16 protein-coding genes, 1 tRNA gene and 1 riboswitch are annotated in these 20,175 nt (G+C 41.7%); of the genes, 6 read left to right on the top strand and 11 right to left on the bottom strand.

Annotated elements, in window-relative coordinates; translation table 11 throughout:
• Nucleotides 1–274: 274 nt before the first annotated feature.
• The 6 genes from RRG12_RS38715 to RRG12_RS38690 form a co-directional block, all read right to left on the bottom strand.
• On the bottom strand, nucleotides 275–763 hold the full coding sequence (locus RRG12_RS38715; RefSeq protein WP_069069637.1) for a PEP-CTERM sorting domain-containing protein: 489 nt from the start codon (nucleotides 761–763) through the stop codon (nucleotides 275–277).
• 76 nt (nucleotides 764–839) lie between these two features.
• A complete protein-coding gene (locus RRG12_RS38710) occupies nucleotides 840–1,577 on the bottom strand; it encodes a cobalt-precorrin-6A reductase (RefSeq protein ID WP_420762858.1) in 738 nt (245 codons plus the stop codon).
• 175 nt (nucleotides 1,578–1,752) lie between these two features.
• Nucleotides 1,753–2,205: a DUF1636 domain-containing protein gene (locus tag RRG12_RS38705; protein WP_069069639.1), complete on the bottom strand. Its 453-nt coding sequence runs from the start codon at nucleotides 2,203–2,205 to the stop codon at nucleotides 1,753–1,755.
• 22 nt (nucleotides 2,206–2,227) lie between these two features.
• A riboswitch (cobalamin riboswitch) is annotated at nucleotides 2,228–2,386 on the bottom strand.
• Nucleotides 2,387–2,435: 49 nt separating this feature from the next.
• A complete protein-coding gene (cobA, locus tag RRG12_RS38700) occupies nucleotides 2,436–3,215 on the bottom strand; it encodes a uroporphyrinogen-III C-methyltransferase (protein WP_069069640.1) in 780 nt (259 codons plus the stop codon).
• Nucleotides 3,212–3,961 carry a sirohydrochlorin chelatase gene (locus RRG12_RS38695; RefSeq protein WP_420762857.1) on the bottom strand — a complete coding sequence of 250 codons (750 nt, stop codon included), beginning with the start codon at nucleotides 3,959–3,961 and terminating at the stop codon, nucleotides 3,212–3,214. The genes cobA and RRG12_RS38695 overlap by 4 nt, the downstream gene beginning before the upstream one ends.
• Before the next feature lie 138 nt (nucleotides 3,962–4,099).
• Nucleotides 4,100–4,483, bottom strand: coding sequence for a DUF4359 domain-containing protein (locus RRG12_RS38690; protein WP_069069642.1), 384 nt, complete (start codon nucleotides 4,481–4,483; stop codon nucleotides 4,100–4,102).
• A gap of 125 nt (nucleotides 4,484–4,608) precedes the next feature.
• Between RRG12_RS38690 and RRG12_RS38685 the strand changes: the two genes are divergently transcribed.
• The 3 genes from RRG12_RS38685 to RRG12_RS38675 all read left to right on the top strand — a co-directional run bounded on the left by RRG12_RS38685 (nucleotide 4,609) and on the right by RRG12_RS38675 (nucleotide 10,911).
• A tRNA-His gene (locus RRG12_RS38685) sits at nucleotides 4,609–4,681 on the top strand.
• A gap of 1,035 nt (nucleotides 4,682–5,716) precedes the next feature.
• Nucleotides 5,717–9,946 carry a PAS domain S-box protein gene (locus tag RRG12_RS38680; protein ID WP_420762856.1) on the top strand — a complete coding sequence of 1,410 codons (4,230 nt, stop codon included), beginning with the start codon at nucleotides 5,717–5,719 and terminating at the stop codon, nucleotides 9,944–9,946.
• Nucleotides 9,943–10,911 carry a diguanylate cyclase domain-containing protein gene (locus RRG12_RS38675; RefSeq protein ID WP_420762855.1) on the top strand — a complete coding sequence of 323 codons (969 nt, stop codon included), beginning with the start codon at nucleotides 9,943–9,945 and terminating at the stop codon, nucleotides 10,909–10,911. The genes RRG12_RS38680 and RRG12_RS38675 overlap by 4 nt, the downstream gene beginning before the upstream one ends.
• A 50-nt stretch (nucleotides 10,912–10,961) precedes the next feature.
• Here RRG12_RS38675 and RRG12_RS38670 read toward each other — a convergent pair whose 3' ends face one another.
• The 3 genes from RRG12_RS38670 to RRG12_RS38660 form a co-directional block, all read right to left on the bottom strand.
• Complete coding sequence (locus RRG12_RS38670) at nucleotides 10,962–12,080, bottom strand: HigA family addiction module antitoxin (protein ID WP_420762854.1); 1,119 nt, start codon at nucleotides 12,078–12,080, stop codon at nucleotides 10,962–10,964.
• Nucleotides 12,073–12,402: a type II toxin-antitoxin system RelE/ParE family toxin gene (locus RRG12_RS38665; RefSeq protein WP_420762853.1), complete on the bottom strand. Its 330-nt coding sequence runs from the start codon at nucleotides 12,400–12,402 to the stop codon at nucleotides 12,073–12,075. Before RRG12_RS38665 ends, RRG12_RS38670 begins: the two co-directional genes overlap by 8 nt.
• Nucleotides 12,403–12,491: 89 nt before the next feature.
• Nucleotides 12,492–13,628: a cob(I)yrinic acid a,c-diamide adenosyltransferase gene (locus tag RRG12_RS38660; RefSeq protein WP_420762852.1), complete on the bottom strand. Its 1,137-nt coding sequence runs from the start codon at nucleotides 13,626–13,628 to the stop codon at nucleotides 12,492–12,494.
• A 236-nt stretch (nucleotides 13,629–13,864) separates the two neighbouring features.
• Here RRG12_RS38660 and fraC point away from each other — a divergent pair, with 236 nt between their 5' ends.
• The 3 genes from fraC to RRG12_RS38645 all read left to right on the top strand — a co-directional run bounded on the left by fraC (nucleotide 13,865) and on the right by RRG12_RS38645 (nucleotide 16,381).
• Nucleotides 13,865–14,407 carry a filament integrity protein FraC gene (gene fraC, locus RRG12_RS38655; RefSeq protein WP_420762851.1) on the top strand — a complete coding sequence of 181 codons (543 nt, stop codon included), beginning with the start codon at nucleotides 13,865–13,867 and terminating at the stop codon, nucleotides 14,405–14,407.
• A gap of 63 nt (nucleotides 14,408–14,470) precedes the next feature.
• Nucleotides 14,471–15,478, top strand: a complete 1,008-nt coding sequence (fraD, locus tag RRG12_RS38650) for a septal junction protein FraD (protein WP_420762850.1) — start codon at nucleotides 14,471–14,473, stop codon at nucleotides 15,476–15,478.
• A 123-nt stretch (nucleotides 15,479–15,601) separates the two neighbouring features.
• Nucleotides 15,602–16,381 (top strand): ABC transporter permease, encoded by a 780-nt coding sequence (locus tag RRG12_RS38645; RefSeq protein WP_420762849.1) that lies wholly within the window; start codon nucleotides 15,602–15,604, stop codon nucleotides 16,379–16,381.
• Nucleotides 16,382–17,006: 625 nt separating this feature from the next.
• Here RRG12_RS38645 and RRG12_RS38640 read toward each other — a convergent pair.
• Together RRG12_RS38640 and RRG12_RS38635 are read right to left on the bottom strand one after the other, a co-directional pair.
• Nucleotides 17,007–17,663 (bottom strand): pentapeptide repeat-containing protein, encoded by a 657-nt coding sequence (locus RRG12_RS38640; protein WP_069068658.1) that lies wholly within the window; start codon nucleotides 17,661–17,663, stop codon nucleotides 17,007–17,009.
• 359 nt (nucleotides 17,664–18,022) lie between these two features.
• Nucleotides 18,023–19,777 (bottom strand): asparagine synthetase B family protein, encoded by a 1,755-nt coding sequence (locus tag RRG12_RS38635; protein WP_420762848.1) that lies wholly within the window; start codon nucleotides 19,775–19,777, stop codon nucleotides 18,023–18,025.
• Nucleotides 19,778–20,175 lie beyond the last annotated feature (398 nt).

Here is a 20,175-nt window from a genome sequence, read left to right as displayed (position 1 = left end):
GCTTAAGTTGACACGCATGAGCAATGCTGTGCCCCTACCGCGTGGTCTATTTACCTGAAAATAGCTGTAAGACCGAACGTCAACACCTAGCTAAAGTTTAAGTCAGGCTTTAAATCCCATCTGAAAATCTCTTCTCTAGAAGATGCTACGCATAGCTTGCTTCCCTGTAAGGGTAAAATCTTGAATTGTTATTGATGGTTTTAGGAAATTTTTTTGAGCTTTTTCTGAGTGAATTTGGATAGCTTGTTACGTGTAAGCTAAAAATAGAAGTGGGTTAAGGGATGGTGATTATGGTCGCAGAAAAACTAATGGGTAATTCACTATCTTCTAATCCTAAATTTTTCAAACCTGGTCTAGTTGGCGCAGAAAACATCTCTAAATAACCTGGTTTCGGCAAAAAATTAGCGAAAAATGGACTTGAATAATGTCCTTCTGAAGTGGAATATGCAAAACCCTTACCCGTTAACTGCTGAGTATTAAGACTAATTAAATCATCAACATCAAAAGGTTCATTTCCTGGCATTGGAGTCCCAGGGGCTTGCAAACCAGTAATTTTTTCACCATTCCGTGTACCAGTAATTCCAGTAATCAGGTAAAAACCTAAATCGTTAGGGGTGTCATTAGTGATGAAAGTACCGTTTGCTGCTATGCCAGTACCAGAATAACTCCAGTTCCAACTTAAAGCAGAGGCGGCTGGCATTGTCCCGAAAACTAATCCAAAAGTGGTGGCGAGGACTATGGCATATAGAGCTAGATTTTTCATGGAAGTCGTTAATGCGATCGCGGATTTTGTAGAAGGTTCCCGTGTATTATACGGAAATTCAGAAAGATCGTATTATTTAGCAGCGATCAAATAACCACGTCAAAGCAGCATCAACATTACTAACCTGTTCTCCTGGCGGGATGGCTGGACGATTTACCATCACAACTTTTACACCCAGTTCTCGCGCTGCAATGATTTTGGCCTTTGTTGCATCGCCACCGCTATTTTTGCTCACGATGGTATCAATATTGTTATTAATCAGGATTTGTCTTTCATTATTGAGGGTAAAGGGCCCGCGATCGCACAATACCATTCCCAACGGCACTAAAGCATCATCAGTAGGTGGGTCAATCATCCGCATCAGAAACCAAATTTTCTCCAAATAAGCAAAGGCAGCGAGTTCTTGCCTACCAACGGTCAAAAATACCCGCTGTGCCTGGTTTTGCAAAGATGCTGCTGCGACTTCAACGCGATCAACTTCAATCCAGCGATCGCCACTTTCTTTTTCCCAAGGCGGACGAATTAACATCAGACGGGGTACTCCAACTTCTGTTGCGGCATCTGCTGCATTAAAGGAAATCTGAGTCGCAAAAGGATGGGTTGCATCAATTAATAAGTCGATTTGCATGATTCGCAGATAGCTAGCTAATCCAGCCACGCCACCGAAGCCTCCAACCCGCAAATCCCCCAACGGTATTGATGGCTCACGGGTGCGGCCAGCTAGAGATGTGATTGCTTCTAACCCTTGGATAGTCGCAACTTTGGCAGCTAGTTCTGCGGCATCTCCCGTCCCACCTAGAATCAAAACGCGCATCATTAAAAAGGAATCAGAATTCAGAATTCAGGATTCAGAATACTCTACCCATAAACGGATAGGTTCAAGGAAGAATATTTGAATTTATTTTTGCCCACGGTGAAAGAGGTTTTAATCTATACTCAAACTCTCGCGGACTTGCTTTGCTTAACTCTATCCGCCACTCGTACAGAATTCATACTGAATTCTGACTCCTGACTCCTGAATTCTGTTTTGATAAAGGCGGAATTTTTGCTAAGATGCCTTTTTTCAGTGCTTCTGGACGCTCTGACCAAGGCAGTAAACCATCTGCTTTAGCATAGTATTGACTAGCACATTGCAACACCGCAGAAGCACTACCATCAACTTCTAAGTCACCAAATAAATATGTTAATTTGCCTTTGGCAGTAAAGGCGACTACACAAGAACGATTACAAGCACTCATGCATTCAACTTCCTGAATCGGGAATTCATCTCGTAACTCCCAATCTTGGGCAAGCTGCTGAAGTTGATGTAGAAGTTTTTCACCACCACTTTCACCTAAGCGATTTCCATTTTGCCAAACACTGGCACAGGTTTTACAAACAAATAAAGTATGTTCAGCAACACCCAAGGGATTGGTTGGGGAAATATTTAAAGTCGTAGTCATCTGTACCTCGCAGATATAGTGAAACTGATAAATCTATTTCGGCGGGCATCCTGACTTACTCAATTTGGTTCCTTAATCTCAAATTAGTTCACAGTTGCGGGACAGTGCCGGATTTGCACCGAACTTTCCCCGTTACCTCTGATAGCTGACTCCTACCAGAACCGAATAACCTTATCGATCATACACTAGTGGTCATCTAACAATATGAAACGGCAAGCTTTGCGCCAACATCATACTGGACGACAACCAGACAAAATACTGTGCATATTCACTACTTGTCCAATAACTGCGATCGCAGGCGCACCAAATCCAGTTTGCTCTACCTGCTCTACAATTGTTTCTAAAGTACCAATCAATTCTTCTTGTTCGGGGCGCGTACCCCAACGCACCAAAGCAATGGGTGTTTCTAAATTCAATCCAGCTAAACTTAATTGTTCCACAATATAAGGCAGATTGTGAATTCCCATATAAATTACAATGGTTTCGGAACCGTGAGCGATCGCACTCCAATTCACTATCGGTCTATACTTACCCGCCGCTTCATGTCCAGTTACAAATATCACCGATGAACTATACAGTCGATGCGTCAAAGGTATACCTGCATAAGCCGCTGCTGCAATTCCCGATGTGATACCGGGCACTACTTCCGTTGAGATTCCAGCTTTGACTAATTCTGCCATCTCTTCGCCACCGCGACCAAAAATAAACGGATCGCCACCTTTTAGCCGTACTACAATTGCATGATCCTGCGCTTTATCAATCAGCAATTGAGTTGTTTCTTCCTGGAACAGCGAATGTTTCCCCCTCCGCTTACCAGCATTAATTTGCTCGGCTTGGGGATTAATCATTGCCAGAATTGCCGAACTAACTAAGGCATCATAGATAACGACATCTGCACATTCCAACAAACCTTTGGCCTTCAAGGTAATTAGTCCTGGATCACCTGGCCCCGCACCTACTAAATAAACCTTTCCCAAATACTTGCTCTCCTGTTTCTCTGTGCGGTTCATTTATCTGTTAAATCCCAAATTAGCTCGGCTAATTCTGCACTTGCTCCCAGTGGCGATGCCAATTGGAAATTCACCGCAGAAAATTGTAATTTTAACTCCTCTATTGAAGTAGCGATCGCATCAGTTATTCCACCAGCGAATAAAAAGTATGGCAAAATTGCAATTTCCCGATAACCAGCAGTTACCAACTCTTTCACTCGTGATTCTAAACTAGGAGGCCCAGCCCAATAAGCAGCCACCGCTCCCAAACTCGCCGCCATTGCTTCCACAGTTTCTTGAGAACCTGGGCGACGGCTACCATGAGCTAACAGAATCCATGCTTCTGCTTTTGTCGCAGCTATTTGCTTGGCCAGCAATTTCTCTAAATTGGGATGAGAGCCTAAATATGGTTGCAACTCAATGATGATATCTTGACCAATAGCCTGTTGTGCTAGTGCTACTTCGGCGGGAATATCCGTCATCACATGCACTCCCGGCAGCAAAAATAGCGGTACAATTTTTAGGCGCTTATCGTTCTGAGGTAGTTTGCGATCATCACCAAAAGCGCTCTTAGCAAATTGTTGAATCTGCTCGTGTAAAGGCTGAGGACTCATTTCTAAAGCCGCTATACCAACCAAATGTTCCTTATTTAATGGGTTGAAGTTTTTTGGCAATTGATTACATACCAGCCCTGCTAGTTGCTGCATAGCAATTTCTGGGCGGCGATCGCGGCTTCCGTGAGATACTAAGAGATAGGCAAATGACATCGGCAAAAATTGAACTTTCTGTTACTATTCTTACTTAATATTAAGTTGGGGGGTAATAGATACCCTGGTAATTCTTGAAGAAGAATACTGAATGTTGGATTCTGACTTGTTCTTCAAATTCTCCCCCTTCTGCTTGACTTATTGTTCTTCAGCAGTGTAAGTATAAAATTGATCAAAAGCTCCCACCGTTTCAAATTTATAAGAAGGTATCCAAGAACTTATTTTTAAATCTGTACGGTAAACGCTAAAAATCACGTAATTTTGTCTTTCTGTAGTCCTGGCAATAATTTCTTGGATTTGCGGATTAGCCGAGTCAACCAACTTATCACAATTAAAACGGATTAAATTTTCTATAATATTCGTAGTACTTTTGCATACATCGGTTTTTAAATATTCTGACAACCTTTGCACTGCATATTTTTCATATTCAACCTGACTGGGATTGGTCTTCGCCATTGTCACACCCAAGGCGGCGAGTCCTGCTGCTGCTCCAGTATATGCAATGATGGTCAATGGTTTCATGTTTGCCAAGTTAAATTCGTAGTAAATCGTTAGATTCCAGAGACTCTAAATCAACTAAATCCGTTCCTTGAATAAAAACTCTTGATCGCTAGCCAAATTATTGCTATAATTCAAATTGTTGAATGGCGAGCGTAGCCAAGTGGTTAAGGCAGTGGTTTGTGGTACCACCATTCGTGGGTTCAATTCCCATCGTTCGCCCTATATAATTTCATAGCTATCCATATATTCCTAGAAAAGTGGGTTGTGGTTCTGAACTTTCATAAACATCACTTTAGCAAGAATCTGTCGTCTATAAGTTCATAGACTTGGAATGGTTACAAATCCACGATGATTAATTAGCTTATATTATCAAGAAGTTGATGTATATAAGCAAATCTACTTTCTAAATGAAAATTAGTATACAGCTTAAATATTTATCCCCCCAAAGATAGAATTTAAATTATTTTTTACCTATACTGATTATCTTTTACTAGCAATTTAATGTGAAGTTGCATATATCTTGATCCCCCTAAATCCCCCTTAAAAAGGGGGACTTTAAGAGACTTTTGCCCCCCTTTTTAAGGCTACGGTGTACACACATCTTGGTAATGAAGCGCAAACCCTGGATTTACCCCCCCCCTTAATCCCCCCTTGCAAAGGGGGGAAATATCCGGTTCTCCCCCAAGGCATCGGGGGAGTTAGAGGGGGTGAGATGGACTTGTGTGTACACTGTAGCTTTTTAAGGGGGGTTGGGGGGATCGAATTATATGCAGCTTCATAAAAAATTGGTATAAGCCTTTATTCGTATCAGTGGCACATTAGGGAACGCGAGTGCGTCTCATAGAGAAACCAAGTGCGGACAATTTGCGGCTCTCAAAAAAATGCTAATTATAACCAGAAATTATTAAGCTTTTCTAACAATCTTATATATAAATATTCTACTTAAAAATAAATTCGGTAATTATCCCCTTGCTATTGATATTTTAGATTACTTAAAAGTAAAAGTTAGTGCATTCAGGAGGGAGAAGGCAGGAGTCAGAAGTAACTTACGTTTAAAAGCGTGGGATTGAAGCAAGACAGGAGGCGAAATGCCTCGCCTAGGCGCTTTGTATCAAGACGCATAGCGCGAGATACAATTCTTCTTTTTAAGCTGGGTAATAACCCAGAACTAAAGTTTTCATTCATAATTCTTTCCTCCTACTCTCTGCCTCCTGACTTCTCTGATCAGCCCTGAAAGTGCTGGAGGGTTAATAAGTGATCAAACAGCAGCGATATGACTGGTTCAAAGCTGTGAAATTTTTCCGTAAACGAGAGTTACTAGTGCTGTTGCTAGGAATTTTCTTCTCAATCTCTGTAGTCCTACTCTGGCAGAGACTTTTAATCCAAACTCCGTGGTTATTAATACAAGTAGTATTTATTGCAGGCTTATTGATTTTTATCGCCTTGATATTATCAATCTATTGTGTCTTGGCAATGAAAGCAAGTAACCAAAAAATAACAGCAATAAATCAGGAATTAACTCACAGGATTTTTGAACAAAAACAGGTAGAAATTGCCCTCCGCACCAGTGAAAATCGTTTGCGGCAGTTGTTGGAAACTGTCAAAGTCATCCCTTGGGAATTAGACTTGAAGACTTGGCGATTTATTTATGTTGGGCCGCAAGCGGTTGAATTACTAAAATATCCGATCGCAGAGTGGTACGAGGAAAATTTTTGGGTTAATCATCTGCATCCACATGATAAGGAAAAGTCTATTCGTTTTTGTCAAGAAGCAACTGCTAAGTGCCAGAATCACGAATTAGAATACCGGATGTTAGCAGCCGACGGGCGAGTTATTTGGTTGCGAGATGTTGTTAGCGTAGTTCGGGAAGCAGGAACTCCTACTATGCTGAGAGGGTTTATGTTTGACATTACTGATTTGAAGTTGGTTGAAGAAACTTTGAGACTGAGGGAGAGGGCACTTGCTGCCACCAGTAATGGAATTATTATTGCCGATGCTAGACTCTCTTATACTCCGGTTATTTACGTCAACCACGCCTTTGAGCAAATAACAGGCTACAAAGCTACTGATGTGATTGGGCAAAACTGTCGATTTTTGCAACGCACAGATACCCAGCAATCAGCACTTAATGAATTGCGGTCATCTATTCAAGCTGGAACAAGTTGCAAAGTTGTTCTCCGCAACTATCGCAAAGATGGTACTTTATTCTGGAATGAATTGAGTATTTCTCCTATCCATGACGAAAATGGGAAGTTAAGCCACTTCATTGGCATTCAGACAGATATTAGCTTACGCAAGCAAGCTGAAGCCAGCCTGCGTCGGCAAGCCCTCACTTTTGAAAACATGCATGATGGCGTAATTATTACAGATTTAACCGGAAATATTGTTGACTGGAATCCTGCCGCTGAAAGTATGTTTGGCTATACCAAAGCCGAGGTTTTGGCTAAACATCCTAGTTTTTTGCATCAGCCAGAAGTCGCTGCAACATTAAGCACCAAAATTCTGCAAAAAATCAACCAGCAAGGACGCTGGTCAGGGGAAATACACTTTATTCGCAAAGATGGCAGTGAGGGAATTTGCGAAACAACCGTAATCTCTTTACAGGATGAACAGGGGGAAACTGTTGCCACAGTTGGCGTCAATCACGACATCACCGAAAACAAACGAGCTAAAGAGGCACTGCAACAGCAATTGCATCGCACCCTACTACTTGAACAAATTACTCAGGAAATTCGTCAAAGTCTTGATGCCAGTAAAATCTTTGAGACGGCTGCTACCCAAATTGGACAAGCATTTGGGGCTGAACGCTGTTTGATCCACTCTTACATTAGCGACCCCACGCCCCGAATTCCCCTAGTAGCAGAGTATAATATACTTCCTGGTTACTGCTCCATGTTGAAATTGGAAATTCCCATGACCAACAATCCTCATGCAGAGCAGATGATGGCACAAGAAATAGCGATCGCTTCTCCAAATGTGTATGTTGATCCTTTACTCCAGGCGGCTGAACCGATCTGCCGAGAAATTGGGTTGAAGTCTATGCTATCAATCCGCACTTCCTATCAAGGAAAACCCAATGGTGCGATCGGCTTACACCAATGCAGCTATTTTCGCCAGTGGACACAAGAGGAAATCGAATTACTAGAAGCAGTGGCGGCTCAACTGGGTATTGCTCTAGCACAAGCTCACTTACTGGAACAAGAAACACGCCGACGTGAAGAACTTACCTTGAAAAACTTTGCCTTGGAACGGGCAAAACGTCAAGCAGAAGCCGCGAATCGGGCAAAAAGTGAGTTTTTGGCGATGATGAGCCACGAAATTCGGACTCCAATGAATGCTGTTATTGCCATGACAGGTCTATTGCTGGATACTGAACTCACGCCTCAACAGCAAGATTTTGTAGAAACAGTTCGCAGTAGTGGAGATGCCTTACTCACCATCATCAACGACATTCTAGATTTCTCAAAAATTGAATCTGGCAAACTGGAATTAGAGGAACAGCCTTTTGATTTGAGAGCTTGTGTCGAGCAGGCTATTTCGCTATTAGCCCCGAAAGCTGCTCAAAAGGATATCGAGTTAGCTTACCTAATTCAGCCGCAAGTTCCGACTCAAATCATCGGCGATATGACACGTCTGCGCCAAGTCTTGATGAATCTTCTCAACAATGCCATTAAGTTCACTGAAAACGGAGAAGTGGTACTCTTTGTTGAATTAGGGACTGGGGATCGGGGATTAGGGACTGGGGATCGGGGATTAGGGACTGGGGATCGGGGATTAGGGACTGGGGATCGGGGATTAGGGACTGGGGGTAATGAGGAGGAAACTTCTTCCCAGTCCCCAATCCCCAGTACCCAGTCCCCAGTCCAAATTCAATTTGCCATCAAAGATACAGGTATTGGCATCGCACCAGAGAAGATAGAGCGGTTATTTCAACCCTTCGCTCAGGCTGATGTCTCCATGACTCGACGATATGGCGGCACAGGGCTAGGATTGGTCATCAGCAAGCGGCTCAGTAAGATGATGGGTGGCACTCTTTGGGTAGAAAGCCAGGGGTTTGTCGGTGGCAATCCTAGCCCTAGATGGGAAAATGGACAATTATCAAAAAAGCTGCTTTCTTCAACATCTCCTGATTCTTCCCCAGGTTCAATATTTTATTTCACCATTACTACCAAAGTAGCTGCTCAGTCAGAACAAGCTGAATTAAGCACTTCGCCAGGGCAGCTTGCATCCAAGCGGCTGTTGATTGTGGATGACAATTTCACCAATCGCCAAATTCTCAGATTGCAAGCTGAGTCTTGGAAAATGGAAACTTATACTGCCAAATCTGGTAAAGAAGCTTTAGCTGAACTTGCTAAGGGAACGCAGTTTGATATTGCCATTTTAGATATGCAGATGCCGGAAATGGATGGCATCACCCTAGCTCGTCAAATCCGCAAGCAATCTGGTTGTCAAAATCTACCTTTGGTGATTCTGACTTCTTTGGGTAGAGTAGAAACTTTTTCTGACTTTAATGATGTCCAGTTTGCTGCCTCTTTGAGCAAACCCATCAAACAGTCGCAACTCTACGATGTAATTACCCGTATTTTGGGTAATCAGCCGATCCAAGCCAGTATTTCTCATTCTCCCTTGGTTGACCGGCATTTAGCCCATCGATTGCCACTGCGGATTCTTTTGGCAGAGGATACGGTTGTCAATCAGAAAGTTGCTCTACTGATGCTTCAGAAAATGGGTTATGGGGCAGATGTCGTCACCAATGGGCTAGAAGTTCTCAAGGCTTTGCAAAAACAGCGCTATGACTTAGTGTTGATGGATGTCCACATGCCTGAAATGGATGGGTTAGAAGCAACTCGGAGAATCTGTCAAGAATGGGAAGTAGGTTTTCGTCCCCATATCATCGCCATAACTGCTAATGCAATGCGGGGCGATCGCGAAGTATGTCTTGCTGCTGGTATGGATGACTACCTGAGTAAACCTATTCAGCTGCAAGAATTGGGTCAGGCACTCAGCAAATGTCCACCTCAAAGAAGTTCTGAATTCACTTCCACAGAAACACAAGGGAAAGTGATGTCTTTAGAATTGCAACCTTCGCCAAATGTTCTACAGGAAGGGGAAAACCAGACATTAAAAAGTGCCACAATTGATGCCAAAGTTCTCCAATCGTTGCGGAATATGGTCAGAGGAGATCGTGTGGCATTTGCTGAACTAATTGAGTGTTATCTTACAGAAACACCGAGACTGGTGCAAGATATTAGCACAGCTATCACAACTCAGGATACCAAGACTATATGGAAAACAGCCCACAAACTAAAGTCCAGCAGTGCTTCTGTTGGAGCGATGGACTTAGCGCAGCTTTGCAAGGTGTTAGAAGTACAGGGACGCAGCAGTAACTTAGAAAACAGCCGAGAATTGCTCTCACAACTATACCAGGAATATGAACAAGTTAAAACTGCCTTACAAAAAGAACTTGCGAAGGAAGTACCATGAAAGCCAATGCTCAAGAAAGTCAATCTTTAGTTCTAATTGTTGATGATGAACCTTTTATCCGCTTGATATTGCGTCATTTCTTAGAGCGGGAAGGGTATAAAATAGCAGAAGCTCAAAATGGCATAGAGGCTTTAACCGCTTTTAAGCAACTGCACCCTGATATAGTACTCCTTGATGCCATAATGCCGGATATGGATGGGTTCGAGTGTTGCACTCAATTGGAGCTTCTTGATCGTAGCAAGCACACTCCAGTTTTAATGATTACAGGACTTGAAGATCAAGAGTCAGTTGACCGTGCATTTGAAGTGGGGGCAATGGATTATGTTACCAAACCGATTCACTGGCCAGTTTTGCGACAACGGGTAAAACGTTTGATTCAGCAATCTCAGTTACAGCAAAAACTGGAAGCCGTTAATCTGGAATTGCAGCGATTAGTTACTATCGATGGATTAACTCAAGTAGCTAACCGCCGACGCTTTGAAGAGTATTTTAACCAAGAGTGGCAGCGGATGAAACGGGAGCAACTGCCGCTCTCTTTGATTCTTTGCGATGTTGATTTCTTCAAATCATATAATGATACATACGGGCATCGGGTAGGCGATCGCTGTCTTCAGAAAATTGCTCAAGCCATCAAAGATATTATTAAACGTCCTGGAGACCTCCTTGCCCGTTATGGTGGGGAAGAATTTGCTGTGATCTTACCTAACACAGATACGGAGGGGGCGACTTATGTTGCTGATAAAATTTGTCATACTGTCCGAACACTAGCAATTCCTCATCAAAATTCCCAAGCTAGTCCTCATGTAACTATTAGTGTCGGGTTTACAACAGAAATTCCTCAGTCCGATTCTGACTTGGAAGAAATGATTGCAGTAGCGGATCGGGCGTTGTATCAAGCAAAGGCCGCAGGACGCGATCGCTTTGTGCAAGATATTCTACTACCCACAAGTCAAAATTCCCGCTAATGCACCAAAATTCACACATTTTCAGTTTATTTTCAACGTAACGGCTTGTATTATCGTCTGCTCATTTCTATGTCTTGAAAATGCAAACCCACTTTTAAATCATTCATCCAAGACGGATCAATTAGACGATCGTGTTGCAGCCGACCTACAACAATATCAGGATTAATATTGATGCGTTCTGCAAAATAAATCACATCATTTTTAGATTTAAGCTTCGCTAATTCCCCCTCATACTCAGGTGGGATCAAAAATTCCCGCGACCATTTATCTGCTTCGCTCTCCTGCTCCGATTTCAAACTTTCCCCACTATTCCATTCATCAAGAAAAATATTTTCCTTATCATGTAGCAAAATATGTGCTGCTTCATGGAAAAAATTAAACCAGAAGCGGTCATTGGTTTTACCGTAAAGCGAAAGTTGAATCAGCGCCTTATGCAGGTTTAACCACCGGGCAACACCACTAACGTGCGCTTTCTTGATTGATGGCACTAAAACAAGCACAACCCCTGCTTCCCAGCACAACTTTTGCATTTGTGGTTCAAACTCCTCTGGCGGTAACACCGTCAAAGTGCGAATTTCCCGCACAGCCTTTTCAAATTTTGGTTTATTGTATTTGGGACAATCTAGTTGTTCTGCTCTAATTTCCCCCAACCTTAACCAAGTGGAAATAGCCCCAACATCACTTTGCTCTTTGCGTGTCCGACGAAAAGCAACTTCCATACCTGCATAATAATTCTGCCAATCTTCCGGCGAGGCAACACCGAAAAATTGCAGTAACTTTTTTACCAAACTAGGTTTATTTTTATCAATTAAACGGCACTTAGGAATTACACCTTGATTCATCAATTCTTTAACTGGTAACTGATCTAACCAAGATGTCCACTCCTTTAAGCGGTTTTCTTCTTCTTTCTTTGCCAAAGCCGCACGATATTGAGCTTCACGATTGAGCCAAAATGCTGTTGTACTCCCTAAAACTCGTTCTAGCTTCAGGGCTGTTTCCTCGTTGATAGGTGCTTTGCCATTGATGAGTTGGCTGATATGTTTCGTAGTGTAGCCTAATCGCTCTGCTAACTGTACTTGTGTCCAATCACGTTCTTCTAATATATCAGCGATGGTATCACCGGGAGGAGATACCCAATCTGGAGTGAATGTTCGGGTTGTCTCAATCATGGTAATCTCCAATAAAAACAATACAAACAGCAGTAACTTTTGACCAATCAATGCTTCCATCCTCATTAAGGGGGATGGGGTCGTTATCTGGCTGAAATACAAGTCGTCTACCACCTTCTAGGTCTACTGCAAATTCACCTGTCCGATCTCCCTTTAAGGGATGGGGACGACCTGCAAATAATTCCTTGACACAGCTAACAGCTGCAAGGTCAGCTAATCGGGCTGTCAATTTCTTTGCACAGTTTTTACCCAATTTTTGTTTCGCTAAGTCTTGTTGTTGGCATAAGCTTTGCAGTTTGCGGTCAGCGAAGGTGATTTCCATGCGTTACTAGACTAATATAAGTTTACCAAAATGGTAAACAAATTTGTTATTTTTCTAGAAAATCTAGCATATCAACTAATCCGCAACGCCTAAAAATCTACCCCTCGTTTCAGTTCTACACCTTGATTGGCATAGTGTTTGTGGCAATAAACCTCGGAGTGGACGCTAGCCAGGTCGAAGTATGCGGGTGGATTTTGGCAGCGACCGGTGATAATGATTTCGGTATCGCGGGGTTTGCGGAGTAAAGCTTGAACAATGGGTTCAACAGGGAGTAGTTCTAAGTCAACGGTGGGATTGAGTTCATCGAGAATAATAGTTTTATACAACCCAGAGGCGATCGCAACTTTGGCGATTTCCCAACCCCGTTCGGCTTCTACATAGTCTAATTCTTGCCGGGAATTTCGCCAGACTATGGCATCTCCACCGCAGCGCTGATGATCCACCACTTCTGGATATGACTGCTGTAAGGCGGCGATCGCAGCGTCTTCTGTGTAGCCACTACCACCTTTAAGCCACTGCATAATTAACACACGGGTAGACCCAGGATGATTAATTCCCCTACCAATTGCCTGTAAGGCTTTGCCCAAAGCACTAGTAGACTTGCCCTTACCAGCACCAGTATAAATTTCAATCCCTTCAAGTAAAAGGGCTTTGGCTGTTGGGTGGTGATGAGGTTTCATTTCTGAGTGCAAATCTGCAATATCCAGCAACTTTTGCGGTGCGGCGCGTCCGGTGGCGATAATTTCCAACTCTTGGGGTTTGGATTTTAATGTCTTTACCACTTCATCCACTGGTAGCAAACCTAAATCCAGAACCGGGTTAATTTCATCCAAGACGACAACTGAATATAAACCGCTGGCGATCGCACCTTTGGCGACATCCCAACCCCGCATCGCTTCATCTCGGTCAAAAGTGGTAATTTCTTCTGGGCCAAAAAATTCGGCTCTCCCAGTGCGAACCTGGTCAATTAAATGGGGAAACCCGCGCTGCAAAGCTGCGATCGCCCCATCTTCGTCATAATCACGTTCTGGCCCTTTTAAAAACCGCAGTAGTAAAACGCGGTTAGAATTGCTAGGCGTATTTATCCCCAAACCAATGGAGCGCAAAACCACCCCTAAAGCCGCTTGGGACTTACCTTTACCCAAGCCATCATAGACGTGAATTTGACCAATGAGCCGTTCCTGACGCACTTGTGCCGTGCGAATACCGATACCGTTCCTTGTCATCTCTCGAAAAGCTATAACTATGGCAGTCTTTAATCTTACCTAACCTCTTGTACTCTCATCTTAGAAACTGCCCCTCTAGCGCATCCGTACATAATTAGCTTGATGTATTAAGAGTATCAATCACTGACTACTGGCACACCAGCATAGTAAAGGATAAGAACAATGCGATAATTTCCCCCATCACCCTCACTATCCCAGTTATACTCTCAACAGTTAACCCTTACCTTTGACCATTTATGCCTGAAAATTGGATGCTTCCCAGGATTTTTCCCATTGGTGGAATTCTGTTTGACTTTTTATTTGTACTGATTGCCATCCCCATCGAAGCGTATGTTTTGCATTTCCGACTAAAATTTGACAAAAAGTCCAGTACTTTTTATGCGATTTCTATCAATCTATTTTCTAGTGTAATTGGTTGGTTTATATTTTTTGTATCAGAACCAATGTTGCCAATTAATTTGAAATCAGAATTAATGAATTATATGTTTTTTAATAATTTTAAATCACCCAATACACAACCTTTAATTATTTTAACAGCCTGTATAATTTTCTTTACTACTTTTCTGATGAAATTTTTTATCCTAAAGGTTTTGCTACTATCATTATTAAATGAACCATTAGCTAAAAAAGAAGAGGAGCCGAAAACATCTCAGCGGCAGCGATGGCGTCGGTTTAGCAGCATTAAATTACAAAATACTAATTTAGTTACTACTATATTGATAGCCAATTCTCTGAGCTATACTGCGATAACCATTATTTTATTATTTCGCTCAAAATAGCAAGAATTTGCTTGTTTAATTCAGAGGAATATTAGTGATTTATTAATCAGGTGTGGGGAGAAAATGAATACGCTACTTAAAGATGTATTTGGTGTTTTTAAATTTGCTGAAGGGCTTTATGCGGGAATTAGAAAGGTATTAGTTCCACCCAAAGCTTATTCTTGGCAGACATTTATTTATATGAGTGTTTTTTCTTGGGTACTTTCATATTTTGCCACAGGTTATATCAAAGATATAATTGCATTTTTTGGTTGGTTATTTTTAATTGCCGGCACAGCTTGGTATACAACTGAAGATCCTTTAAGAGTTCCCGGTACTTTTATGCCAGTCGGGGCGGTAATCACTGGATTCTTAGTGAGTGTTTTTGCTTTTGGAAGTCAAGAGGATGTAATTACACCCAGAACAATCATTTTTTGGCCGACAATTTCAGCACTAATTACGGCAATACCAGAATTTATTGAAGGAACTGACACCGACGCTAAAGCTCGCATTCCTAAGCCAGAAGACCGTCAAAAAATCATAGTTTTGGTTGCTAGTAGTATGCTACTAAGTTGCTGGATTCAGTTTTATTTTGTAATGGATAATTGGTTACAACAATATCCCAGTTTGCAAGCAGATACTTTTCAACGTAGTACCTTTGTTGTCAGAACAGAAGAACAAGTAAAAATTCCCAAAAATGGCGTTGTAATTCTAGAGGAACTTCAACCAATAGTAGTAGAACAGATAGCTGAAACACCTTGGTCGGAAGTAGAGAAATGGTTGCTAGAAGCGAGACAGCGGGTAGGAGCTTTGGGTAGGGGAGTAATTCAAAAAAACCTAGCTAAGTATGAAGAGAAAGAACTATGGCGCGTTGAACCGCGTGTAGCTAATACTAAATCTGGATATATATTAGATTTACTCAGTATTTGGATAGGCCCAAGTTCTAACCCACGGGGATATTACTTGAAAAAATCTTGTCGCATTGAACCAGTTGCAGTAGGCAATAATTCAGAGAATAAGATTACAGTTGCAGAAATTGAATGCGATCGCGCCAGTAAGCTTATTGCTGGAACACCGCCTCCGCAGCAGTGAAGAAAGGGGCAGAGGGGCAGAGGAGCAGGGGAGTAGGGGGAAGAATAATAAAATTACTTTTTTACCCTCTGTCTCTTCCCAATGACAAATGACAAATTACCAATGACAAATGACAAATGACAAATGACTAACAACAGAATTTTTGTATTGGCAAAGAATGTATTTCAGGAAGTGGTACGCGATCGCATTCTATATATTATTGGTTTTTATGCCCTAATACTCGCCACTGCTTTCCGTGTCGTTCCTGAATTTGCAGCTACAGCTGAAGACAAAACGTTTTTAGACTTTGGGATGGCGGCGATGAATGCCATCGGGTTAATTATCACGATATTTATTGGTACAGGACTAGTTAACAAAGAAATCGAAAAACGCACTATCTTGGTGTTAATTGCTAAACCTGTTAGTCGCAGCGAAATTATCGTCGGCAAATACTTGGGTTTATCCGCAGTCCTAGCTGTACTTGTCGCCATGATGACAGCAATTTATCTGATATTTCTGCAATTTGGTAATATTCCTCATCCTACGGCGAGTATTCTAATTGCAGCCATTTTCTTATTTTTGCAGTTGTCATTAATCACCGCTGTGGCAATTACCTTCGGTGTTTTTACTGCTTCTCTGCTAGCAACTGTTTTAACCTTTGCAGTGTATTTAATCGGAAATATTACTCAAGATTTAGTACAACTTGGTCGTCTTAGCCGTAATCCTGGTATGGAACGTCTAACTCAAGGTTTGTTTCTCATCTTGCCAGATTTATCTCGATTAGATTTAAAAAATGATGCCGTTTATGGTCTGCAAGCACTACCTGACACCACTGCACTGATTACAAATGCTGGCTATGGCTTACTATATAGTGCCATGTTATTAGCGATCGCTATTCTGATCTTTTCAAAACGCGAATTTTAGCCCAATACGCTTGGGTTAAGGTTACTGATGTAGATAATTTGTCTTTGAAGACGCGATGAATCGCCATCTCTACAAGTGTTTTGGGCTTATCTGAACTGTATTGCCTTAAAAAGGGGGGAACCGGAGTCAAAGTCCCCCTTTTTAAGGCTACGGTGTACACACAAGTCAAAAGAAGATCAATTTCTCGTTGTTCTCTCGTTTATCTCGTTCCTATGCTCTGCATAGGAATGCCTGATTAGAGGCTCTGCCTAGGGTGTTGACTCTGTACCCTTTAGCCCGTAAGACTTCATGCAAAAAATGTGTCGCCTGTTTTTGACCTAAACTGCCTGTTTCAGGCAGTTTAGCCCGAAAAATGCACAAAGTCAACAGCCTAGGCTCTGCCTCTAGTCAGATATTGAGTCAGAGACTCAATGAATGCATTCCCAGTCGGAGACTGGGAACGAGGAAATGCTTATCAAGCTAGGTTTTTAGGACTTGTGTGTACACCGTAGCTTTTTAAGGGGAGCAAGTGGCGTGGATTTAGGGGGGATCTAAAACTTTAGATACCGACAAGAAGACTTTTCAAACATCCTCTTATAGCAAACAGAAAGTTCTTCCCTCCTAACAAATGACCAATGACAAATGACTAATAAATAACTATTTGAGGTTGCTCAATTGTGCCATCAGGCATAATTGTATCTCCGAACTTCGCATAAGTCAGATTTGTCTTCCAAAGATTTGCCTTACTCAAGTTTGCATTAGTTAAATTTGCCCATGTCAAATCTGCGCCAGTTAAGTTGGCCTGAGTCAAATTAGTTTCTAGTAATTTTGCTCCACACAGTTTTGCTCCTGTAAGATTTGCAAAACTTAAGTTAGCTTCAATCAGTGATGCTTCAATTAATTTGGCTTCACTTAAGTCTGCTTCTCTCAAATCCACATCACACAGAGAAGCACCCCAAAGATTACTACCTATAAATTTCACCCGCCATAAGAAAGTTCCGCACAAATTTGCTTGTGTTAAATCAGCATTAGTCAAATTGGCTTCACACAAAGATGCTTCATATAAATTAGCTTCACGTAAACTAGCTTGCATCAAATTTGCGCCACTTAAATTAGCACGAGTGAGAACACAGCCAGATAAATTTGCACCACGCAAATCCGCTCCGATAAAATTAATACCACTTAAATCAATTCCTTTCAGATCGATTCCACTCAAGTCACATCTACTGAAATCCCGGCGCTGAAAATATTTATTTGTGATTTGACTTAATATAAATTCCTGCTGTTGGGCATAATTTTTCATGGTATTCACCTCTGGGTGTAATTTATCTCAAAGGTCGAGTGTGATAGTTACCGTATATTGAGAGTACACCCGAAATGGATATCCGCTTAGTAAATAATCAAGAATAAATTGACAAAAAACCGCCAATCGCTTGAAAATACGCGTTTTTGGTGGTTTTTAAAACAAAAAATGCTGACATAAGTCATGAAATATTCATACAACAATGGTCATTTGTCATTTGTCATTTGTCATTAGTACTAATGATTTCGATTTACCTACGGGTTTTCATAAACAAAGTCTGGGGGTTAATTCCCCTAACTCTACAGTCAGCAGGTTTTGTGTTGGTGTTAAATCCCCATTAATTTGAACTTGACAGACTACTATTGCGCTTTTTGATTTACTTGTAACCAAATTTCTAAACTAGTAAGCAGCCACAACTTCACACCATAACGACTCCAAGTATCTCCTTGATAGTTTAACCAATTGCTAATTGGTAACTGGTTTAAATAAGGAGTGATAGCTGCATTCCGATTGAGCAATAAATCTCTGGCTTCTTGTTGCCAATATTTGCGAAATCCTAACTGCACTGGCACCATCATTCCACTTTTGGGACGATGAATAATTGTGTCTGGTAAAATATCTATGATCGCTTGTTTTAAAACCGCTTTCTCTTCCACTCCAGACAGCTTATACTCTGGAGGGATTTCCATGCTTAAGTCTACTACTCGTTGGTCAAATAAGGGAGAACGGCCTTGCAAAAGGGCTGCTTGAGTTAAGTTACTCACTTTTGTCAGAATTTGGTCAGCGCCTTTAAATTTGATGTTCATCGCCATCAAACAATTGAGATAACTAGCTTGGGAATATAAATCTTCTTTAAAAACCCAAGGTGCGGTTTGTACTGCTTGCCAAACTTCTGGTTTTAAAAGTTGCGGTAAATCAACAGCGCACTTTTGAAAGGAAATTAAATAAGCTTGTAATGCATCCTGATTGGTGACAGAACCATATAAACTATTAATTAACATTGGCTGATTTTTTGGCCCACCAAAACAGGGGTCGCCACCTTCACCATTTAAAACTACTTCTACGCTTTCTCTCGCCAATCGTCCCAGCAAAAGGTTGGGAACAGTCAGTGGGTCGCCAATGGGGTCATCTAAATAGGCCATTGTTTCCGGTAGACGTTCCCACATATCCTTAAAAGTAATTTCCAAAATGTGGTGCTGCGTCTGACAATGGGATGCAACGAGACTGGAAAATTCTAACTCATTGGGACATTCCGAACCAAAATGAATTGAGAAGGTGTGGACTGGTGCTTTGTGGAATTTTGCTACCAAAGCAGTGATACCGCTAGAGTCCAAACCACCCGAAAGAAAAACGCCGACGGGTTCATTTGCTGGTGGTAAATATTCTTGAACAACTTGGTTTAGGAGTTCTCGCAAGCGATCGCCATGCCATACTAAGGGTTGATCTATTGCTGTAATCTGTTCTTGAAGCTGCCAATAAGCTTGAACTTTGTAGTCGGGAAGTTCTAAAACGGTTCCAGGTCGCAATTCCCGCACCTGTTCCCAAAGGGTTCGTTCTCCTGGAATAAATGCACAACAAAGATAATCTCGTAACGCCACCAAATCTAAATCAGATGAACGATGGGGTGATAAAGTTCTTAGTTGAGGCGCAATCCAACGAACTGAACCAGTGGTAGTGTAATAGAGGGTACGAACACCGATGCGATCGCGAACCAACCTCAAAACCTGTTTTTCTCTATCCCAAATCACTAGGGCAAACATCCCCACAAGTAGCCGAAGACTTTCATTACCCCATCGTTCCCAAAGATTGGCCACCAGTTGCAGAGAACTTCCTTGAAAGCTATCCGGTTCAATTCCCAACTTTTGTAGCAACTGCACTTGGTTAGTTAACCAAACATCACCAACAACAACAAATCGTCCTCCAGAACTGATTGCTAATTTTTCCGTCAGAAATCCAGAATCCTTGCGTGGTAAAATTACAAAAATTTTTTCATCTCGCCAAGCTATATTTTCATAATTTTCATCAACTGTTCCCCACCCTACGCGCCAGGTTGGGTCAGTCTTGATGGATTCGATTTTAGGAGATTTACGGTGTTTAAACGCATCAAATAGCATGGGAAATTTTCAACGCATAATCAGTAATTTTAAGGTATTGCACAAACCTCTTTACTGAAAATAGCTGTAATTGCAGTATGAATCACTCTCATACTTTTTCCAACTTTTCCAACATGGAAGCAGATTCTATCCCTAAAACGATCGCACAAGCAAGTCAGCAAATGCGCTTAGGCTTTCGGCATTGTATTAGTCCAGGTGTGGTTTCAATCCCTAATAGGGATTTTAAGTAATTGCAATGGTCAGGGAGTCAATCATCACGATCGCAGGTTTAGTTTCAATCCCTAATAACTCAAGTTGCTAGTTACATACCAAGAAAGATGACATAGGGGTATAAAAACAATAAAATCCCTCCAGACAGAAAATTAGGAGGGAAATATGTTAAATGAAATAGTTACTAT

The organism is Nostoc sp. CALU 546, from assembly GCF_048836525.1.
The sequence above is the reverse complement of the archived record's forward strand: the minus strand, read 5'-3'. Positions and strand labels throughout refer to the sequence as shown.